The organism is Paraburkholderia terricola (genome assembly GCF_900142195.1).
Taxonomy (GTDB): Bacteria; Pseudomonadota; Gammaproteobacteria; order Burkholderiales; family Burkholderiaceae; genus Paraburkholderia; species Paraburkholderia terricola.
Genome location: NZ_FRAB01000014.1, coordinates 111,081 through 129,074, shown reverse-complemented (window position 1 = coordinate 129,074; position 17,994 = coordinate 111,081). Strand labels below are relative to the sequence as shown.

At 62.8% G+C, this 17,994-nt stretch carries 20 protein-coding genes and 1 tRNA gene; 12 read left to right on the top strand and 9 right to left on the bottom strand.

The window, feature by feature from the left end; translation table 11 throughout:
* Window positions 1-2: 2 nt before the first annotated feature.
* Window positions 3-896: an RNase adapter RapZ gene (rapZ, locus tag BUE39_RS14795; protein ID WP_073429413.1), complete on the top strand. Its 894-nt coding sequence runs from the start codon at window positions 3-5 to the stop codon at window positions 894-896.
* A 39-nt stretch (window positions 897-935) separates the two neighbouring features.
* Window positions 936-1,568 (top strand): LON peptidase substrate-binding domain-containing protein, encoded by a 633-nt coding sequence (locus BUE39_RS14790; protein ID WP_073429412.1) that lies wholly within the window; start codon window positions 936-938, stop codon window positions 1,566-1,568.
* Between the two features lie 32 nt (window positions 1,569-1,600).
* On the opposite strand, the gene mutY is transcribed toward BUE39_RS14790, so the two are convergent.
* Window positions 1,601-2,728 carry an A/G-specific adenine glycosylase gene (gene mutY / locus BUE39_RS14785; RefSeq protein ID WP_176035779.1) on the bottom strand — a complete coding sequence of 376 codons (1,128 nt, stop codon included), beginning with the start codon at window positions 2,726-2,728 and terminating at the stop codon, window positions 1,601-1,603.
* 5 nt (window positions 2,729-2,733) lie between these two features.
* Window positions 2,734-3,564: a bifunctional DNA-formamidopyrimidine glycosylase/DNA-(apurinic or apyrimidinic site) lyase gene (gene mutM / locus BUE39_RS14780; protein ID WP_073429410.1), complete on the bottom strand. Its 831-nt coding sequence runs from the start codon at window positions 3,562-3,564 to the stop codon at window positions 2,734-2,736.
* 86 nt (window positions 3,565-3,650) lie between these two features.
* Here mutM and BUE39_RS14775 point away from each other — a divergent pair, with 86 nt between their 5' ends.
* From BUE39_RS14775 to hisC, 8 genes are all read left to right on the top strand, one after another.
* Entirely contained in the window at window positions 3,651-5,492 is a 1,842-nt protein-coding gene (locus tag BUE39_RS14775) for a tetratricopeptide repeat protein (protein WP_073429409.1), read from the top strand.
* Window positions 5,492-6,124: a lipoprotein insertase outer membrane protein LolB gene (lolB, locus tag BUE39_RS14770; protein WP_073429408.1), complete on the top strand. Its 633-nt coding sequence runs from the start codon at window positions 5,492-5,494 to the stop codon at window positions 6,122-6,124. The genes BUE39_RS14775 and lolB overlap by 1 nt, the downstream gene beginning before the upstream one ends.
* 65 nt (window positions 6,125-6,189) lie before the next feature.
* Complete coding sequence (ispE, locus tag BUE39_RS14765) at window positions 6,190-7,071, top strand: 4-(cytidine 5'-diphospho)-2-C-methyl-D-erythritol kinase (protein WP_073429407.1); 882 nt, start codon at window positions 6,190-6,192, stop codon at window positions 7,069-7,071.
* Window positions 7,072-7,123: 52 nt separating this feature from the next.
* Window positions 7,124-7,200: transfer RNA gene (locus BUE39_RS14760), tRNA-Gln, on the top strand.
* 46 nt (window positions 7,201-7,246) lie between these two features.
* Window positions 7,247-8,203 carry a ribose-phosphate pyrophosphokinase gene (locus BUE39_RS14755; RefSeq protein ID WP_073429406.1) on the top strand — a complete coding sequence of 319 codons (957 nt, stop codon included), beginning with the start codon at window positions 7,247-7,249 and terminating at the stop codon, window positions 8,201-8,203.
* A 164-nt stretch (window positions 8,204-8,367) separates the two neighbouring features.
* Entirely contained in the window at window positions 8,368-8,988 is a 621-nt protein-coding gene (locus BUE39_RS14750; RefSeq protein ID WP_073429405.1) for a 50S ribosomal protein L25/general stress protein Ctc, read from the top strand.
* A 143-nt stretch (window positions 8,989-9,131) separates the two neighbouring features.
* Window positions 9,132-9,734 carry an aminoacyl-tRNA hydrolase gene (gene pth / locus BUE39_RS14745; RefSeq protein ID WP_073429404.1) on the top strand — a complete coding sequence of 201 codons (603 nt, stop codon included), beginning with the start codon at window positions 9,132-9,134 and terminating at the stop codon, window positions 9,732-9,734.
* 42 nt (window positions 9,735-9,776) lie between these two features.
* The gene (gene hisC / locus BUE39_RS14740) at window positions 9,777-10,856 is read left to right on the top strand and encodes a histidinol-phosphate transaminase (protein WP_073429403.1); all 1,080 of its coding nucleotides are present in this window, start codon (window positions 9,777-9,779) and stop codon (window positions 10,854-10,856) included.
* Between the two features lie 78 nt (window positions 10,857-10,934).
* On the opposite strand, the gene BUE39_RS14735 is transcribed toward hisC, so the two are convergent.
* The 3 genes from BUE39_RS14735 to rsmD form a co-directional block, all read right to left on the bottom strand.
* Window positions 10,935-11,192 carry a YfhL family 4Fe-4S dicluster ferredoxin gene (locus tag BUE39_RS14735; RefSeq protein WP_073429402.1) on the bottom strand — a complete coding sequence of 86 codons (258 nt, stop codon included), beginning with the start codon at window positions 11,190-11,192 and terminating at the stop codon, window positions 10,935-10,937.
* A gap of 62 nt (window positions 11,193-11,254) precedes the next feature.
* On the bottom strand, window positions 11,255-11,770 hold the full coding sequence (gene coaD, locus BUE39_RS14730; protein ID WP_073429401.1) for a pantetheine-phosphate adenylyltransferase: 516 nt from the start codon (window positions 11,768-11,770) through the stop codon (window positions 11,255-11,257).
* A gap of 112 nt (window positions 11,771-11,882) precedes the next feature.
* Window positions 11,883-12,497, bottom strand: a complete 615-nt coding sequence (gene rsmD, locus BUE39_RS14725) for a 16S rRNA (guanine(966)-N(2))-methyltransferase RsmD (protein WP_073429453.1) — start codon at window positions 12,495-12,497, stop codon at window positions 11,883-11,885.
* 237 nt (window positions 12,498-12,734) lie between these two features.
* Here rsmD and ftsY point away from each other — a divergent pair, with 237 nt between their 5' ends.
* Window positions 12,735-13,898, top strand: a complete 1,164-nt coding sequence (gene ftsY / locus BUE39_RS14720) for a signal recognition particle-docking protein FtsY (protein WP_073429452.1) — start codon at window positions 12,735-12,737, stop codon at window positions 13,896-13,898.
* Window positions 13,899-13,987: 89 nt separating this feature from the next.
* On the opposite strand, the gene maiA is transcribed toward ftsY, so the two are convergent.
* Together maiA and BUE39_RS14710 are read right to left on the bottom strand one after the other, a co-directional pair.
* The gene (gene maiA, locus BUE39_RS14715; protein ID WP_073429400.1) at window positions 13,988-14,632 is read right to left on the bottom strand and encodes a maleylacetoacetate isomerase; all 645 of its coding nucleotides are present in this window, start codon (window positions 14,630-14,632) and stop codon (window positions 13,988-13,990) included.
* A gap of 27 nt (window positions 14,633-14,659) precedes the next feature.
* Window positions 14,660-15,358: a fumarylacetoacetate hydrolase family protein gene (locus BUE39_RS14710; protein ID WP_073429399.1), complete on the bottom strand. Its 699-nt coding sequence runs from the start codon at window positions 15,356-15,358 to the stop codon at window positions 14,660-14,662.
* A gap of 214 nt (window positions 15,359-15,572) precedes the next feature.
* On the opposite strand from BUE39_RS14710, the gene ybiB reads away from it, so the two are divergent.
* Entirely contained in the window at window positions 15,573-16,544 is a 972-nt protein-coding gene (gene ybiB, locus BUE39_RS14705; protein ID WP_073429398.1) for a DNA-binding protein YbiB, read from the top strand.
* Window positions 16,545-16,720: 176 nt separating this feature from the next.
* Here the strand turns inward: ybiB and BUE39_RS14700 are convergent, their stop codons facing one another.
* Window positions 16,721-17,104 carry a nuclear transport factor 2 family protein gene (locus BUE39_RS14700; RefSeq protein WP_073429397.1) on the bottom strand — a complete coding sequence of 128 codons (384 nt, stop codon included), beginning with the start codon at window positions 17,102-17,104 and terminating at the stop codon, window positions 16,721-16,723.
* Between the two features lie 42 nt (window positions 17,105-17,146).
* Entirely contained in the window at window positions 17,147-17,710 is a 564-nt protein-coding gene (locus tag BUE39_RS14695) for an acyloxyacyl hydrolase (protein ID WP_073429396.1), read from the bottom strand.
* Window positions 17,711-17,994: the final 284 nt, after the last annotated feature.

Sequence of the window (17,994 nt, the reverse complement as noted above, 5' to 3'; positions counted from 1 at the left end):
CCATGCGCATAATCCTGATCACCGGTATATCCGGCTCCGGCAAGTCAGTTGCCCTGAACGCGCTTGAAGACGCAGGCTATTACTGCGTCGACAATTTGCCGCCGCGTTTTCTGCCGCAACTCGCCAATTACCTCGCCGTGGACGGGCAAGACCGCCTCGCCGTCGCCATCGACGCGCGCTCGAGCGCTTCGCTCGACGAAATGCCCGCCATGATCCGCGACCTGTCGCGCGCTCACGACGTGCGCGTATTGTTTCTGAACGCGAGCACGCAGTCGCTGATTCAGCGCTTCTCCGAAACGCGTCGGCGCCATCCGCTATCCGGTTCCACCGCGCACGATGCGGATGTGGGCCTGCTCACCTCGCTCGCGGAAGCGATCGAACGCGAACGCGAACTCGTGGCGGGCCTCGCCGAATTCGGGCATCAGATCGACACCAGCAATCTGCGCGCGAACGTGCTGCGCGCGTGGGTCAAACGCTTCATCGAGCAGAAAGACGCGGGACTCGTGCTGATGTTCGAGTCATTCGGCTTCAAACGCGGCGTGCCGCTCGACGCCGATTTCGTTTTCGACGTGCGCACGCTGCCGAACCCGTACTACGATCATGAATTGCGGCCCCTCACGGGCCTCGACAAACCGGTGATCGATTTTCTCGACGCAGTGCCGCTCGTGCATGAAATGATCGACGACATCGAGAAATTCCTCGCCAAATGGCTGCCGCATTTCCGTGACGACAACCGCAGTTATCTGACGGTCGCTATCGGTTGCACGGGCGGCCAGCACCGCTCGGTGTTCATTGCGGAGACGCTCGCCGCGCGTCTCGCGCCTTCGGCGAATGTGATTGTGCGGCACAGGGATGCGCCGGTAGATGCCGGTCAGTCATCGAGATTAGTGGCTTAACTGGCCGCATCGCGCGGCCTCAACTCGAAGCGTTGCGCCATGTCTTCTTCTACTGTGCTTGCCGATTTGCCGCTGTTTCCGCTGCATACGGTGCTGTTTCCCGACGGACTGCTGCCGCTCAAGATTTTCGAAGCGCGCTACCTCGACATGGCGCGCGACTGCCTGCGCGAAAAGACGCCATTCGGCGTCTGTCTGCTGAAAAGCGGTGCCGAGGTGGCGCGTGAAGAAGAGCCGTCGGTACCCGAAGCAATCGGCTGTCTTGCCGAAATCGAGGAATGCGACGTCGAAGCGTTCGGCATGCTGCTGATCCGCGCACGCGGCACGCGGCGCTTCCGTCTGCTGTCGCATCGCGTGGAGTCGAGCGGCTTGCTGGTCGGCATGGCGGAGCCGCTCGGCGACGACATGCCGCTCGAGGGCAACGACCAGTTGGCCAAATTCGGCGCGTGCGCCGAAGTGCTCGAGCGGATCATCGCAACGATCCGTGAACGGGACCCCGACAGCCTGCCGTTCGCGGAGCCGTTCAGGCTCGAGGACCCTTCATGGGTGTCGAACCGTCTCGCGGAAGTGCTGCCGATCGCGCTGCGCGCGCGCCAGAAATTGATGGAAGTGCAGGACGCCGGCGCGCGCATCGACGTGGTTCATCACTATATGCAGCAGCATCAACTGCTTTGAAGCGCTGGCGCTTGTTGTTTTGCCGGATTCGTTCAGATCAGCGAACCCTGCAAACCGTCCAGCAGTTTGCGCACCGGCGCTGGCACACCGAACGAGTCGAGATCGCTTAGCGCGACCCACGCGGTGTCGGAATCGGCTAGCGCGGCCAACGCGCCCGCCCCACGATCCAGTTCGGCGATTCGCGGCTCTATATTCAGCTTGAAATGCGTGAATACGTGCGTGAGCGGCGCAAGCGGCGAAACCGTTCCATCGCCGCCGAAGGCACGCGCACGCTCGACGAGCGCGTCTTCGCCGGCGGCTTCGGGCAGGCTCCACAAGCCGCCCCAGATGCCTGACGGCGGGCGCTTTTCCAGCATCACCGCGTTGCCGTCGCGCAGCACGAGCATCCATGTGCGGCGCGTCGGCACGGTTTTCTTCGGCCGCGCGGTGGGCAATTCGCGCTGACGTCCGGTCAGATTGGCCACGCAGTCGGCGGCGAATGGGCAACGCAGGCAGTCCGGCTTGCCGCGCACGCAGAGCGTCGCGCCGAGGTCCATCAGACCTTGCGTGTAGGCGCTCACGTCGTCGTCCGATGCATTCGACGGAAGCAGCGACTCCGCCAGCGTCCACATCGCGTTCTCGACTTTCTTTTCGCCTGGAAAACCTTCCACGCCGAATACGCGCGCCAGCACGCGTTTCACATTGCCGTCGAGAATCGTCGCGCGCGCGCCGAAGGCGAACGACGCGATCGCCGCCGCCGTCGAGCGGCCGATGCCCGGCAACTCCGCAAGCTCATCCACCGATGCCGGAAACGCGCCGCCATGCTGCTCGACCACGGCCTGCGCGCAACGATGCAGATTGCGCGCACGCGTGTAGTAGCCAAGGCCGGCCCACAGCGCCATCACATCGTCCACGGGCGCAGCGGCCAGCGCCGCAACATCGGGAAAACGCGCCAGAAACTTCGCGTAGTACGGAATCACCGTCGACACCTGGGTCTGCTGCAGCATGATTTCAGACAGCCAGATGCGATACGGGTCACGGGTGTTCTGCCACGGCAAACCGTGACGGCCATGCTGGCGCTGCCACGCAATCAGCCGCGCGGAAAAATCGGACATCGCGGCAAACGCGGGGGCTTGGCGTGCGGCCGATGGGGACGAACGCGGAGATAAGCGAGAGGGCATTGAAATTAGCGCTGACAGGTGGGACAGAAATACGTGGAGCGCTGCCCCTGCACGATTTGTTTGATCGGCGTTCCACACACGCGGCATGGCAGCCCCGCGCGATCATAGACGAAATAATCGAGCTGGAAGTAACCGCTTTCGCCATTGCTCCCGACGAAATCGCGCAATGTGCTGCCGCCCTTCTCGATCGCGGCGGCGAGCGTCACGCGCACGGCGTCGGCCAGCAGATCGTAACGGACGAGCGAGACGCGGCCCGCCGCGGTGGTCGGTCGGATGCCCGAACGAAACAGACTCTCCGATGCGTAGATATTACCCACGCCCACGACGATTTCACCGGCCAGCAACGCCTGCTTCACCGAGACCTTGCGCCCGCGCGTGAGCCGATGCATCAGCGCGCCGGAAAACGCCGGCGAAAACGGCTCGACGCCGAGGCTCGCGAGCAGTGGATGCTCGAGCACGTCGCCGGCTTCGCGAGGATGCCATAGCACCGCGCCGAAGCGCCGGGGATCGCGATAGCGCAAAATGAATTCGTCGAAGATCCAGTCGATGTGATCGTGTTTCGCGGCAGCAGGCGGATGCGGCACGTGACGCAGCACGCGCAACGTGCCGGTCATGCCAAGATGCACGATGAACCAGCCGGCGTCGATCTCGAACAGCAGATACTTGCCGCGCCGCTCGACCTTGCGCACCACGTGGCCACGCAAGGTTTTCGCAAGGTCGGCGGGAATCGGCCAACGCAGCGCGGGCGTACGCACGTCGACGCGTTCAACCTTGCGGCCGGACACATACGGTTCGATTCCCCGTCGGGTAACCTCAACTTCTGGCAACTCTGGCATGTCTGACTGGTCTGCAACTTGCGTGAGTGGTGTGCGCGTATTGTAGCGAGCGCGTTACAATCGTCCGAAACATTGAACGGATTTCCATGAACTTGTCCTTCGTGAAGCTGTTTTCGAAGCGCCCGGCTAGCGCATCCCGCGTGCCGCACGCCGTGTCCGCCCGGCGGGTGCTCGGCGCGGCCGCGCTCGCGGTCTGGGCGTTGTCCGCGGTGCCCGCATACGCGCAGGACCCTTCACCCGGCTCGGACGACACCTCCGTCGCACTGGCGGACCCGCTCGGTCCGCCCTCGGCGGACGAGCAGAAGTCGCTGCCCAGGCTGGCGCTGTCGAGCCAGATCGTATTCCAGGTGCTCGCCGCCGAAGTCGCGCTGCAACGCGATCAGCCCGCGCCCGCCTACCAGACTTATCTCGCGCTCGCGCGCGACACGCACGATCCGCGCATGGCGCAACGCGCCACCGAAATCGCGCTGGCCGCGCAGAGTCCGTCCGATGCGCTGGCCGCCGCGCAATTGTGGCAGCAATATGCGCCGGATTCGGAACGCGCCGCACAACTCGACGCGTCGCTGCTCGTGCTGTCCGGCAAGCCCGACGAAGCTTCGCCGCTCCTCGCCCGCGAACTCGCGAAAGTGCCTGCGGAGAATCGCGGCAGCGCGATGCTGGCGCTGCAACTGCTGATCTCGCGCGGCCCCAACCGCATCGGCGGACTGCATGTGCTGCAGGATTTGCTGAAGAACGACATGAACCGGCCGGAAGCGCAGTTGGCCGTCGCGCGCCAGCAGCTCGTGTCGGACGACGCGCCGGGCGCGCGCAAGTCGCTCGAACAGGCGCTCACGCTCAAGCCCGACTATTTGCCGGCCGCGCTGATGCTGTCGCAAATGGGTCCCGAGGAGCGCAAGGAAGGCATCGCGTCGCTCGAAAAGTACGTGCAGCAGAATCCGAAATCGCACGACGCGCGTCTCGCGCTCGCGCAGATGTACCTCGCGAGCGACCGTCTTGATGACGCGCAGAAGCAGTTCGAGGTCATGCACAAGAACAATGCGAACGACCTCACGCCGCTGATGGCGCTCGCGCTGATCAAGATCCAGCAAAAGAATTTCAACGAAGCGCAAACGTATCTGACTCAATACGCGCAACAAGCCGAGAAAACGCCGGGCGCCGATCCGGGCCAGGCGTATATCTATCTGGCGCAACTGGCGCTCGAACAGAAAAACGAAACGGCGGCGGGCGACTGGCTAAACAAGATTTCGCCGTCGAGCCAGCAATACATGCCCGCCCAGGTCACGCGCGCGCAATTGCTCGCCAAGCAGGGCAAGACCGACGACGCCCGCAAGCTGCTGGCGAGTCTTCAGTCGCCCGATCCGCGCGACCAGGCGCTGCTTGCGCGCACCGACGCGGCGATCCTGTTCGACGCAAAGCGCTATCCGGAAGCGGAAAAGCGCCTGCAACAAGTCACCGCGGCCTTTCCCGACGATCCCGACCTCACCTACGACTACGCGATGGCCGCCGAAAAGAACGGCCACTTCGATGTCATGGAAGCGCAATTGCGCAAGCTGATCCAGAGTCAGCCCGACAATCCCCAGGCCTATAACGCGCTCGGCTATTCACTGGCCGATCGCAATCAGCGCCTCGCGGAAGCGGACAAGCTGGTCGAGAAGGCATCGTCGCTGGCACCGAACGACGCATTCATCATGGACAGCGTCGGCTGGGTCAAATACCGGATGGGCAATACGTCGGACGCGATCAAGGTGCTGCGCAAAGCCTACGACATCCAGCCGAACGCCGAAATCGGCGCGCATCTCGGCGAAGTGTTGTGGAAAACCGGCGCGCAGGACCAAGCTCGCGCCGCTTTCCGCGATGCGCGCAAGCTCGAACCGGATAACGACACGCTTGTTAAAACGCTGCAACGTCTTCAGGTAAACGATCTTTGATGCGTCTTTCCCGTTTGATTTCCCGTTCCCGGGCGCCGCGCGGCGCGGCGCTCGGACTCGTGGCCGCAGCGGTTGTCGCGCTGGCCGGTTGTGCGTCGGTGAAACCGCAAGGGCCGTCCACGTCGAATGCCGCGACTGCCGTCACCGCTCAGACGAGCCGTGCCTACCTGGGCCGTTTCGCGATCCAGTACAACGATCAGAACGGCCAGCAGCGCAACGCTTACGGCAACTTCTCCTGGCAGGAAACGGGCGACACCGTCTCCCTGCAATTGCGCAATCCGCTCGGCCAGACTCTCGCGATCGTGACTTCTTCGCCTGGTTCGGCCACGCTCGAGTTGCCGAACCGCCAGCCGCTCACCGCCGATAACGTATCCACGCTCATGCAGAACGCGCTCGGCTTCTCGCTGCCGGTCGAAGGCTTGCGTTACTGGCTGCAGCCGTCGCCGGCGCCCACCTCGCGCGCCAGGACGGAGAAAGATCCGGAGCAACCGTCGCATCTGAAACAGATCACACAGGACGGCTGGACAATCGATTATCTGGCCTACGCCGACGCGCCGGCCACCGGCGTGAAGCGCGTGAACCTGAGCCGTGCCGAGCCGCCGCTCGACATCAAGCTCGTGCTGGATCAGTAACCCGCGCCGCGTCGCGCGACCCTGCCGCTTCGTCGGCGCCACTTTGGCGCATGTAGCCCAGACTCATGATCGAAACGACCGACTCGCTGCGCGATTGCCTCGCGCCAGCGAAACTCAACCTCTTCCTGCACATCACCGGCCGCCGGCCGGACGGATATCACACGCTGCAAACGGTCTTCCAGTTGCTCGACTGGGGCGACACGCTGCACTTCAGGCGGCGCGACGACGGCTTGATCACGCGCAGCACCGAAATCGCCGACGTGCCGCCCGAACACGACCTCACCGTGCGCGCCGCAACGCTGCTCAAGGCGCATACGGGCTCACCGGAAGGCGTCGACATCGAAATCGAGAAACGTCTGCCAATGGGCGCGGGTCTCGGCGGCGGCAGCTCCGACGCGGCCACCACGCTGCTTGCGCTAAACCGTTTGTGGAAACTCGACTTGCCGCGGCCGGAATTGCAGGCGCTGGCGTTAAGACTCGGCGCGGACGTGCCGTTTTTTATTTTTGGGAAAAATGCATTCGCGCAGGGTGTCGGAGAAACATTAGACGTTGTACAATTGCCGCCGCGTCATTTCCTGGTAGTGACGCCGAGGGTTCATGTTCCGACTGCAGCGATTTTCTCTGAAAAAACGTTGACAAGAGATTCAAAACCCCTCAGAATTACGGACTTTCCTGCAGAACTTAGCTGCAATACTGAATGGCCAGAGAGTTTTGGCCGGAATGACATGCAGCAGGTTGTCGTAGGAAAATACGCGGAAGTAGCGCAAGTGCTGCGATGGTTTGAAAACGTCGCGCCAGCGCGGATGTCTGGATCAGGTGCAAGTGTTTTTGCAGCGTTCCGTAGTAAAGCCGAGGCAGAAGCGGTGCAAGCCACACTGCCAGGCGAATGGAACAGCGCAGTGGCCGCCAGTCTCGATCAGCATCCACTCTTTGCTTTCGCGTCATAAGTTTTGCATCGTCGAACGAAACTCCACGTTCGGCGGAGCTCAAAGTTAGTGTAGGGGAGTCGCCAAGCTGGTTAAGGCACCGGATTTTGATTCCGGCATGCAAAGGTTCGAATCCTTTCTCCCCTGCCAAAAATTCTCGCATTTCCCCTCGCCCCCAGCCTGAAGCAGGTGCACGATGAGCAGCCATGACGGCCTGATGGTTTTTACTGGCAACGCAAATCCCGCGCTTGCACAGGAAGTCGTCAAAATCCTCGGTATTCCCCTCGGCAAAGCCATGGTTAGCCGTTTCTCGGACGGTGAAATCCAGGTCGAGATTCAGGAAAACGTGCGTGGCAAGGATGTCTTCGTTCTGCAGTCCACCTGCGCGCCGGCGAACGACAACCTGATGGAACTGATGATCATGGTCGATGCGCTCAAGCGCGCATCCGCTGGCCGGATCACTGCCGCCATCCCCTATTTCGGCTATGCCCGTCAAGATCGACGCCCGCGTTCGGCGCGCGTCGCCATCTCGGCGAAGATCGTGGCGAACATGCTGGAAATCGCCGGCGTCGAGCGGATCATTACGATGGATCTGCACGCCGACCAGATTCAAGGCTTCTTCGACATCCCGGTCGACAACATTTACGCCACGCCCGTGCTGCTCGGCGATCTGCGCAAGCAGAACTACGAGGACCTGCTGGTTGTCTCGCCGGACGTCGGCGGGGTGGTGCGTGCCCGGGCCCTGGCGAAGCAACTGAATTGTGATCTGGCGATCATCGACAAGCGTCGCCCGAAGGCGAACGTTGCCGAAGTGATGAACATCATCGGTGAAGTCGAAGGCCGTACCTGCGTGATCATGGACGATATGGTCGACACCGCCGGCACCCTCTGCAAGGCGGCTCAGGTTTTGAAGGAACGTGGCGCGAAGCAGGTGTTCGCGTACGCTACCCACCCGGTTCTGTCGGGCGGTGCTGGCGAGCGCATCGCGGCTTCCGCACTCGACGAACTCGTTGTCACCGACACGATCCCGCTCGGCGACGAAGCCCGCTCCTGCGCGAAGATCCGTTCGTTGACCAGCGCTGGCCTGCTGGCCGAAACGTTCTCGCGGATTCGCCGCGGCGATTCGGTGATGTCGCTGTTCGCTGAAAGTTAAGTATTTGCGAAGGCGCGGCGCGCATTGCACTAATGCACGCCGCGCTTTTGCACAATCGGCGCGAACGAACGAAGGTTCGTGCCGCAGTTCGGGGGCCTCAGCCATAACGGCTTGGAGGCCCCGTTTTTACTGCCTGGTCGCGGGCAGTGCATTGGAGATTCAACATGAAAGTAGTCGCTTTCGAGCGTAATTTGCAAGGTACGGGTGCGAGCCGCCGCCTGCGTAACTCGGGCAAGACCCCGGGCATCGTATATGGCGCTGGTGCTGAAACGCAATTGGTCGAACTGGACCACAACGCGCTGTGGCACGCGCTGAAGAAAGAAGTTTTCCACTCGTCGATTCTCGAACTGGAAGTGGGCGGCAAGTCGCAACAGGTTCTGCTGCGCGACGTGCAATACCATCCGTTCCGTCAGCTCGTGCTGCACGTGGACTTCCAACGTGTCGACGCGAAGAAGAAGCTGCACACCAAGGTGCCGCTGCACTTCCTGAACCAGGAAACCAACCCGGCAGTGAAGCTGTCGAGCGCGGTGATTTCGCACGTCATCAATGAAATCGAAATCGAGTGCCTGCCGTCGGCACTGCCGGAATTCATCGAAGTCGACCTGGCAACGATCGAAGCGGGTCAATCGGTGCACGCAAAAGACCTGAAGCTGCCGGAAGGCGTGGCGCTGGTCGCTCACCTCGAAGCGGAAAACCCGGTGGTCGCTGCTGCAACGATCCCGGCTGGCGCAATCGCTGAAGGCGAGGCTGCTGCGGAAGGCCAAGGCGAAACGCCGGCTGCCTAAGCTGCACTGAGCGAGCAAATCCTCTCGAGCCGTTTCCATGAAACGGTCGATGTGACCCGCCGAGGTTCGCCCCGGCGGGTTTTTTTTCGGTTTTTTTCGGCTCGGCCGCGTTCAACGCCTGAGTCAGACGGACCTACGCAATCATGATCAAGCTGATCGTCGGGCTCGGCAATCCGGGCGCCGAATATACCGCGACTCGCCACAACGCCGGCTTCTGGCTGGTCGATCAATTGGCGCGCGAAGCGGGCGCGACGTTGCGCGATGAACGGCGCTTCCACGGTTTCTACGCGAAGGCACGGCTTCACGGCGCGGAAGTGCATCTGCTGGAACCGCAGACGTATATGAACCGCTCGGGTCAGTCGGTCGTCGCCGTTGCGCAGTTCTTCAAGATTCTCCCCGACGAGATTCTGGTCGTTCACGACGAACTCGACATGCCGCCAGGCAGCGTCAAGCTGAAGCTCGGCGGCGGCAGCGGCGGCCATAACGGGTTGAAGGACATTACCGCGCATCTGTCGTCGCAGCAATATTGGCGGCTGCGGATCGGCATCGGCCATCCGCGTGACCTGATTCCCGAAAGCGCGCGCGCCGGCGCCAAGCCGGATGTCGCCAATTACGTGCTGAAGCCGCCGCGGCGGGAAGAGCAGGACGCGATCGACGCGTCGGTCGAACGCGCGCTCGCCGTGATGCCGCAGATCATCAAGGGCGAGCTCGAACGGGCGATGATGCAGTTGCATCGCAATTCGTAGTCGCTCCCTGCCCCGCCCCTATCCGATCGACAGGAGAATCGCTTGAGCCGCTATTGGAGTGACATCGTTCGCCGGCTGACGCCCTATGTGCCGGGCGAGCAGCCCATCGCTGCACGCCCCGTGAAGCTGAACACCAACGAGAATCCCTATCCGCCGTCGCCGCGCGTGCTGGATGCGATCCGCCGGGAACTGGGCGACATCGGCGAATCGTTGCGGCGCTATCCGGACCCGACCTCGCTTAAGCTGCGCGAAACGGTCGCGGCGCATCACGGCATTCGCCCCGAGCAGGTGTTCGCGGGCAACGGCTCGGACGAGGTACTCGCGCTCACCTTCCAGGCATTGCTGAAGCACGATAAACCCTTGCTGTTCCCCGATATCACATACAGCTTCTATCCGACCTACGCGCGGCTCTTCGAAATCGATTACCGGACGGTCGCTCTCGACGACAGCTTCGCGATCAACGTGGACGATTACGCAGCGCCCAACGGCGGCGTGTTATTCCCCAATCCCAACGCGCCGACCGGACGCCCGCTGCCGCTCGCCGACATCGAGCGTGTGGTGGCGAAAAACACCGATTCTGTCGTCGTGATCGACGAGGCATATGTGGATTTTGGCGCTGAGTCGGCCATCAAACTGATCGACCGCTACCCGAATCTGCTGGTCATTCAGACAGTGTCGAAGTCGCGCTCGCTGGCCGGCATGCGGGTCGGCTTCGCGTTCGGCAATCGGGAATTGATCGACGCGCTGAACCGCGTGAAGGACAGTTTCAACTCCTACCCGCTCGACCGGCTGGCGCAGGTCGCGGCGATCGCCGCTTATGAGGACGATGCGTGGTCCCGAGACAATTGCGCGAAAGTGATCGCGGGCCGCGAGCGCCTGGCCGCTGGCCTGACGGCGCTGGGCTTCGAAGTCGTGCCGTCGGCGGCGAATCTGCTGTTCGCGCGCCATGAAGGCTACGACGCGGCAACGCTTCTTTTGCGGCTCAGGGAAAGGGAGATTTTCGTGCGCCACTTCAATGCGCCACGAATCGCTCAGCATCTGCGAATCTCGGTCGGCACCGATGCCGAATGCGACATTCTGCTGGACGCGTTGCGCGATATCTTCAACGCCTACGTGGGATAAACCGGCGGCGCGCGCAGCGGAAAACGTTGCCGCAAAAGGGAAAACGGCGAGGCTGGCACCTGGCCGTTCATTCAACTCTCACGCGGCCTTGTCGGCCTGCAGCGCGTGGTACTTCGCCATCAACCCTTCCGGCGTTTCCAGATGTTCGGGATCGCGCGGAATGCACTCGACCGGGCACACCTGAATGCATTGCGGCTCGTCGAAATGGCCGACGCATTCGGTGCATTTTTTTGGGTCGATCACGTAGATTTCCGGGCCCATCGAAATTGCGTCGTTCGGGCACTCAGGCTCGCATACGTCGCAATTGATGCACTCGTCGGTAATCATCAAGGCCATGCTTCTCTCACTTCACGCCGGCTGAAACCGGCTTAATCCGTCAAGCCGACAGTTTACGCCGGTTACGGTTGCGCCGCCGAAGTGCCGCCGTCCGGGTCCAGCGCGGCAACCTTCTCCGTCAGCCATTTTTCGACCGAGGGAAACACAAACTTGCTGACGTCGCCGCCCAATTGCGCGATTTCACGCACGATGGTGCCGGAGATGAACTGATACTGATCCGACGGCGTCATGAACATGGTTTCGACGTCGGGCAGCAGATAGCGATTCATGCCGGCCATCTGGAACTCGTATTCGAAGTCCGACACGGCGCGCAGGCCCCGCACGATCACACGTGCGTTGTTGCTGCGAACGAAGTCTTTCAGCAAGCCCTTAAAGCTCATTACCTGGACGTTCGGGTAGTGCCCGAGCACTTCGTGCGCGATGTCGAGGCGCTCCTCGAGCGTGAAAAAAGGCTTCTTGTTGCGGCTGTCTGCAACGCCCACCACCAGCGTGTCGAAAATGCTCGACGCGCGCCGAACGAGGTCTTCGTGACCGCGCGTCAGCGGGTCAAACGTGCCCGGGTACACGGCGACTACCATGAGACTTCTCCTCTCTTCAGACAAATGGGCACGTCAAAGCGTCCACGCGACGCATTTGGCACCGGCCGCGCGCGTGACGATAAACCGCCCGGCGCTTGTTATCGAACGCGCATTATTCCTTATTTTCGCGCTGCAGCAAATGAAAGTGGACAGCACCCGCCTTGCCGTGCCGAATGATGTCCCAACCTGCAAGCGTCTCGTTTCCAGCCAGTTCGAGGGCGGCACCCGCTTCCACATACAGAAAGCCTTCGGCGCTCACCAGCGGTACGGCCAGCGCGAGCGCCTTGTCGAGCAGATCGTCGCCGAATGGCGGATCGAGAAACACCACGTCGAACGATCCGGGCGCGAGACTCGCGGCAAGGCGCAAGCCGTCCGCCTCGGCGATTTCGATTGTGCGCGCCGCGAGCCGTTCCTGGTTGGCGCGCAACTGACCGGCGGCTCGCGCGTTACGCTCCACCATCAGCACGCGCGCAGCGCCGCGCGAAGCCGCCTCGAAGCCCAGCGCGCCGCTGCCGGCGAACAGATCGAGGCAACGCTGACCGTCCAGACGCTGGCCGAGCCAGTTGAACAGCGTCTCGCGCACACGGTCGGGCGTGGGGCGCAGCCCGTCGAGGTCGAGCACGGGCAGCGGCGTGCGTTTCCAGTCGCCGCCGATGATGCGAATGGCGTGCGGCTTGCCGCCTTTGGATGAAGCGCCGTGGGCGCGTGAAGGTGCGGAACGAGGCATGCAGGTTTCGATTGCGTAATGAAAGCGCCCGACGTCGAGGCGCACGGGCTGGAGCGGCAACGTTACCACAGGGGCTATCGGCGTCCACCCTGGCCGTTCGGCCGATACGACGGCGGGCGGCGCGCCTGATAAAATGTGCGGCTTCCAGCGCCTTGCATCCCGCATCGCAACGCTGCCTGCCGCTTGCCGGTCATTGCCGGCTGCGCGCATCGGCGCGCGCTCTCACCACGCCAGATCATGTTCAGCTTTTTCAAACGATTCAAGGGTTCGAAAGAGTCCGATAACACGCCGGCAGAATCGCAAACGGCGCCGGAGACCTTGGCGCCCGAACACGCCGAGGAGCCCCCGGTGGCCCCCGCTACGCCGCGTCCGGCAGCGCCGGTCAGCGTCGATATTCAGTCACCGGGCGCTTCGTCCATAAACGAACCGGAACCCGAGCCGGAAGAGCCCGAACTGGAAACCGTCGAGATCGTCCCGCCGCCGGTGCAGGATGCGGGCGCGAGGCGCTCGTGGCTCAACCGCCTGAAGACAGGCTTGTCGAAGACCAGTTCGAACCTGACCGGCATCTTCGTCGGCACCAGGATCGACGAGGATTTGTACGAGGAGCTCGAAACCGCGCTGCTGATGTCGGACGCGGGCGTCGAGGCCACCGAATTCCTGCTCGAGGCGCTGCGCGAGAAAGTCCGCACCGAACGTCTCTCCGATCCTCAGCAGGTGAAAACGGCGCTGCGCACGCTGCTCGTCGACCTGCTCAAGCCGCTGGAAAAATCGTTGATGCTAGGCCGAGCGCAGCCGCTCGTCATGATGATCGCCGGCGTCAACGGGGCGGGCAAGACCACCAGCATCGGCAAGCTCGCGAAGCATCTGCAGAGCTTCGACCAATCGGTGCTGCTGGCCGCGGGCGACACGTTCCGCGCCGCGGCGCGCGAGCAGTTGGCCATCTGGGGCCAGCGCAACAACGTCACGGTGATGTCGCAGGAAAGCGGCGACCCGGCGGCGGTGATCTTCGACGCGGTCGGCGCCGCACGCGCGCGCAAGATCGACGTGATGATGGCGGACACGGCCGGCCGTCTGCCGACCCAGTTGCATCTGATGGAAGAACTGCGCAAGGTGAAGCGCGTGATCGGCAAGGCGCAAGACGGCGCGCCGCACGAGGTGCTGCTGGTGATCGACGCGAACACCGGCCAGAACGCGCTCGCGCAAGTCAAAGCCTTCGACGACGCGCTCGGCCTCACGGGCCTGATCGTCACCAAGCTCGACGGCACCGCGAAGGGCGGCATTCTCGCGGCGATCGCGCGGCAGCGTCCGATTCCGGTGTACTTCATCGGCGTCGGCGAGAAGGTGGAGGATCTGCAGCCGTTCAACGCGGAAGAGTTTTCGGACGCGTTGCTGGGCGGTTGAATACGGCCACCCGGCATTCGCGGCTGAACAAGCAGAAAGGGCGCTCCGTCAACTGACGAGCGCCCTTCCTCATTCAGCCGCGAATCCGATCACTCAGCGTCAGGCTGGGCGCCTGGCGCCGCGCGAGCAAACGCGTCGAGTTGCATCGCGTGATCGTAGATGCGTTGGATCGTCGGAAACTTGCCCGTGTCGACCTTGAAGCGCTGCGCGTTGAATACCTGGGGAATCAGACAGGCGTCGGCGAGCGTGGGCGTATCGCCGAAACACAGTTTTCCGGTGCGTGAACTGCCGGCCAGATGCGTTTCCAGCGTCGCAAAGCCCGCTTCCACCCAATGCCGGTACCACGCGTCCTTCGCGTCGTCGTCGACACACAACGTGTGCTTCAGATACTTCAGCACCCGCAGATTGTTCAGCGGATGAATCTCGCACGCAACCTGCAACGCCACCGAACGCACATACGCGCGATCGGCCGGCGTCCTGGGCAGCAGCGGCGGCTCGGGATGCGTTTCCTCCAGATACTCGATGATCGCGAGCGACTGCGGCATCACCTCGTTGCCGTCGACGAACGTGGGCACGATGCCGTCGACATTCAACTTGCGGTAGTCGGGTTTCAACTGTTCGCCGCCGTCGCGCACGAGGTGCACCGGCACGTAGTCGTACGGCAGGTTCTTCACGTTCAGCGCGATGCGCACGCGATACGACGCCGAGCTGCGGAAATAGCTGTAGAGCTTCATGTTGTTGTCTCCTCCTCCAACCGGCTGTCAGACCACGCGCACGCTGAACTCTCCCAGCCCGTCCACGCCGCCCTTCATCAGATCGCCCGGCACCACCGCGCCGACGCCTTCCGGCGTGCCCGTGAAAATCAGATCGCCGGGTTGCAACTCGAACAGCATCGACAGATAAGCGATCGTCTCGCCCACCGACCAGATCAGTTGCGACACGTCCGAGCGCTGTTTTTCCTCGCCGTTCACCGACAACCAGATCGCGCCCGTGCCGAAATGGCCGACCGTCGCCGCCGGATGAATCGGCCCGAGCGGCGCCGAATGATCGAAGCCCTTCGCGGTGTCCCACGGACGGCCGAGCTTCTTCGCTTCCGCCTGCAGATCGCGGCGCGTCATGTCGAGACCGAGCGCGTAACCGTAGACGTGATCGAGCGCGCTTTCAGCCGGAATGTTCTTGCCGCCCTTGCCGATCGCCGCGACCAGTTCCATCTCGAAGTGGACGTTTTTCGATTGCGACGGGTAAGGAAATTCGCCGGTGGCACCGGGCGCGACGTACAGCACAGCGTCGGCGGGCTTGGCGAAGAAGAACGGCGGCTCGCGGTCGGGATCGTGTCCCATCTCGCGCGCATGCGCCTCGTAGTTGCGGCCCACGCAGTAGATGCGACGCACCGCGAACTGCTCGCCGGACCCGACAACTGGCACCGCGACCACCGGTGCGGGTGCGAATACGTAACTCATCCCGTTCTCCGTTTCTTCGATTGTGCCGCCAGCGCGGCGAGAAAAACATCGAGTGTAACGCGCGGCAAAGTGCGGCGCGCGGCGGATGGACAGGGCGCGCCAGGCGAATCGTCTCGCCGGTTTGCCATAGATGCGATACTCACACCCAATAGCGTCCCTTGAATACCGTGGCCACCGCTTCAGGGCGGCACCGCCACACCGTTCCACTGTCCCGATGACTGATTCCGCCGACACTGCCAATCCCTTCCCTTGCGCCCGCTTCATCAAGGAAATCGGCCGCGGCCCGAACGGCGCCCGCGCGCTCACCGCCGAAGACACGCGCGCGCTCTACACCGCCATGCTCGACGGCCGCGTCGCCGAGCTCGAACTCGGCGCGGTGCTGCTCGCCTATCGCGTGAAGGGTGAAACCGCCGACGAACTCGCCGCGATGCTGGCCGGCGCCCATGCGTCGTTCGAACCGGTTCATGTGCCGCACGGCGCCTTCCGGCCCGTCTCGATCCCCACGTACAACGGCGCGCGCAAACAGCCGAACCTCGTGCCGCTGCTCGCCCTGCTGCTCGCGCGTGAAGGCGTGCCGGTGCTGGTGCACGGCGTGACCGAAGATCCGGGGCGCGTGACGAGCGCTGAAATCTTCACGCATTTGCAGATTCCGCACGCGCGCTCGCACGCCGAGATCGAAGACGGTCTCGCCGAGCGCCGTCTAGCGTTCGCGCCGATCGACGTGCTCGCGCCGAAACTCGCGCGCCTGCTCGCGCTACGCCGGCGCATGGGCGTGCGTAATTCGACGCATACGCTCGTGAAGATTCTCCAGCCGTTTGCGCCGGCCGGCCTGCGGCTCGTGAACTACACGCATCCGCCGTATCGGGACAGTCTCACGCAGTTGTTCAACACGCATGCGGACGCGGCGGCCGGCGGCGCCTTGCTGGCGCGCGGCACCGAGGGCGAAGCGGTAGCCGACACGCGGCGCCAGGTGCAGGTCGACTGGCTGCACGACGGCATCTGCGAAACGCGCGTGCCGCATGAGCGCTCGTCGCCGGACGCGCCGGAAGTGGCGTTGCCCGAAGCGCGCGACGCACCCACCACGGCGGCGTGGATCGGCGCCGTGCTGCGCGGCGAGGCGCCCGTGCCGAGCGCGATCGAGCGACAGGTCGAACTGATCGTGGACGTCGCGAAGACGCAGGCGTGAAGGACGCTGCGCGAGCGCGGTGATTGCGCTTGCTGCAAGGGATGGACCGCAATCTCGCCTGACGCGACAGCATCGGGCTGTCGCTGCATCGCCATGCGAGTGATAGGGCAATCTGGCTGCGGCGTGGACGACCGGCGCATGACGGCTCGACGCCGCTCAAGCGCCAACCGGCAGGCTCACTCGATCGCGCAACGGGTGGCTTGCCACGCAATCAGCCGCCATTGCCCGGCTTCGTGCGTATGAATCGCGGTGTACGCGATGGGGAACAGGAGTGCGCCGTTATTCGCCTCCATCTCGATCAGCGCGCGCCCCGTGACGACGCAGGTCTCGCGTCCCACCGGCAACACGTCTTGCGACTGCACCTCGATCTGCCGATAACGGCGGCGGCCGCCGGTAATCCCGTCGATGAACTGCCGCTTCGTCTCGCGTTTGCCGTTGGTATGGACATAGCTCACGTTGTCCGCGAGCAGTGTGTCGAGCGATTGCCCGTCGCCGTCGACCATCGCACGAAAGCGCTCTCGCTCGAGCCCGCGAATCGCTTCGATTATCTTTGCCGCCATTGCTCAGCCCTCGCACCGGTGAGCCGAACATGGCCACGGTCGTCAGAAGTTATATTGCAAATATAGCTGGCTGAAATTTATACCAGGATTCGGCTCTTTGATACCGCCGTTGGAAATATGCTGGAAGCGGTAGCCCGCCTGATACTGCTGGCGATGGCCGAACTGCACGCCCACGCCCGCGACGTCGGCGAACTGGAACGCCGAGCCGAGCGTGAAGTCGGAGGAAATTCGCGGACTCGACAGGAGCCGCACGCCGGCGCCCACTTCGATGAAAGGACGGATCGACCCGGATGCCTTGATGAAGCGAATCATCGGCGTCACGCCGATCTCGCCGATGTTGTCGTGCACGTTGCCTTCGTTGGTGTGCCACCAAGCCATGTGCGCCTCGCCGATCAGCGTGAAATGCCAGTCACCGATTTGCCACCAGGTGAGGTTCGGATCCCAGACCACGCCGAGGTCGAGCTTTTTCACATGATGATCGCCCACGCCGCCGGCGACCTGCAAACCGAACTGATCGGCCGCGGCCAGTCCGGATGCACCCAGCAGTACCGCTGCCGACGCGCTTTTCAGCGCCAGAACACGCCAAGCCTTCTTTTTGTTGTTCATCTAACACCCGAGCTCGCCGAACGTTGAACAATCTGTAACAGATTTGCCTATTCTAAATTCAATCACGATCAGGCGGATCGTATGAAGAAATCTTATTTTTCGCAATTAGTCACTTCTAAAACGGCAAATATCGTTCATTTATGATCGCGGAATAGGATGGCCCGGTAAGTTCTACGGCCCACACAGGGCAAGCGGAAGCGGCGTATGATGGCTATCAGGAAGTGAACTTCAATAGAAAATGACGGAACTTGGATGCCCCTACCGCTTCTAAGTATTAGCACTCA

Bases quoted from the DNA above. Each gene is read 5' to 3' on its own strand.
- coaD (WP_073429401.1), bottom strand. From the start codon at position 11,770: ATGGTAGTCGCCGTGTACCCGGGCACGTTTGACCCGCTGACGCGCGGT.
- ftsY (WP_073429452.1), top strand. From the start codon at position 12,735: ATGTTCAGCTTTTTCAAACGATTCAAGGGTTCGAAAGAGTCCGATAAC.
- BUE39_RS14695 (WP_073429396.1), bottom strand. From the start codon at position 17,710: ATGAACAACAAAAAGAAGGCTTGGCGTGTTCTGGCGCTGAAAAGCGCG.
- BUE39_RS14700 (WP_073429397.1), bottom strand. From the start codon at position 17,104: ATGGCGGCAAAGATAATCGAAGCGATTCGCGGGCTCGAGCGAGAGCGC.
- rapZ (WP_073429413.1), top strand. From the start codon at position 3: ATGCGCATAATCCTGATCACCGGTATATCCGGCTCCGGCAAGTCAGTT.
- BUE39_RS14755 (WP_073429406.1), top strand. From the start codon at position 7,247: ATGAGCAGCCATGACGGCCTGATGGTTTTTACTGGCAACGCAAATCCC.
- BUE39_RS14710 (WP_073429399.1), bottom strand. From the start codon at position 15,358: ATGAGTTACGTATTCGCACCCGCACCGGTGGTCGCGGTGCCAGTTGTC.
- ybiB (WP_073429398.1), top strand. From the start codon at position 15,573: ATGACTGATTCCGCCGACACTGCCAATCCCTTCCCTTGCGCCCGCTTC.
- BUE39_RS14750 (WP_073429405.1), top strand. From the start codon at position 8,368: ATGAAAGTAGTCGCTTTCGAGCGTAATTTGCAAGGTACGGGTGCGAGC.
- BUE39_RS14775 (WP_073429409.1), top strand. From the start codon at position 3,651: ATGAACTTGTCCTTCGTGAAGCTGTTTTCGAAGCGCCCGGCTAGCGCA.
- maiA (WP_073429400.1), bottom strand. From the start codon at position 14,632: ATGAAGCTCTACAGCTATTTCCGCAGCTCGGCGTCGTATCGCGTGCGC.
- BUE39_RS14790 (WP_073429412.1), top strand. From the start codon at position 936: ATGTCTTCTTCTACTGTGCTTGCCGATTTGCCGCTGTTTCCGCTGCAT.
- lolB (WP_073429408.1), top strand. From the start codon at position 5,492: ATGCGTCTTTCCCGTTTGATTTCCCGTTCCCGGGCGCCGCGCGGCGCG.
- BUE39_RS14735 (WP_073429402.1), bottom strand. From the start codon at position 11,192: ATGGCCTTGATGATTACCGACGAGTGCATCAATTGCGACGTATGCGAG.
- mutM (WP_073429410.1), bottom strand. From the start codon at position 3,564: ATGCCAGAGTTGCCAGAAGTTGAGGTTACCCGACGGGGAATCGAACCG.
- mutY (WP_176035779.1), bottom strand. From the start codon at position 2,728: ATGCCCTCTCGCTTATCTCCGCGTTCGTCCCCATCGGCCGCACGCCAA.
- pth (WP_073429404.1), top strand. From the start codon at position 9,132: ATGATCAAGCTGATCGTCGGGCTCGGCAATCCGGGCGCCGAATATACC.
- ispE (WP_073429407.1), top strand. From the start codon at position 6,190: ATGATCGAAACGACCGACTCGCTGCGCGATTGCCTCGCGCCAGCGAAA.
- rsmD (WP_073429453.1), bottom strand. From the start codon at position 12,497: ATGCCTCGTTCCGCACCTTCACGCGCCCACGGCGCTTCATCCAAAGGC.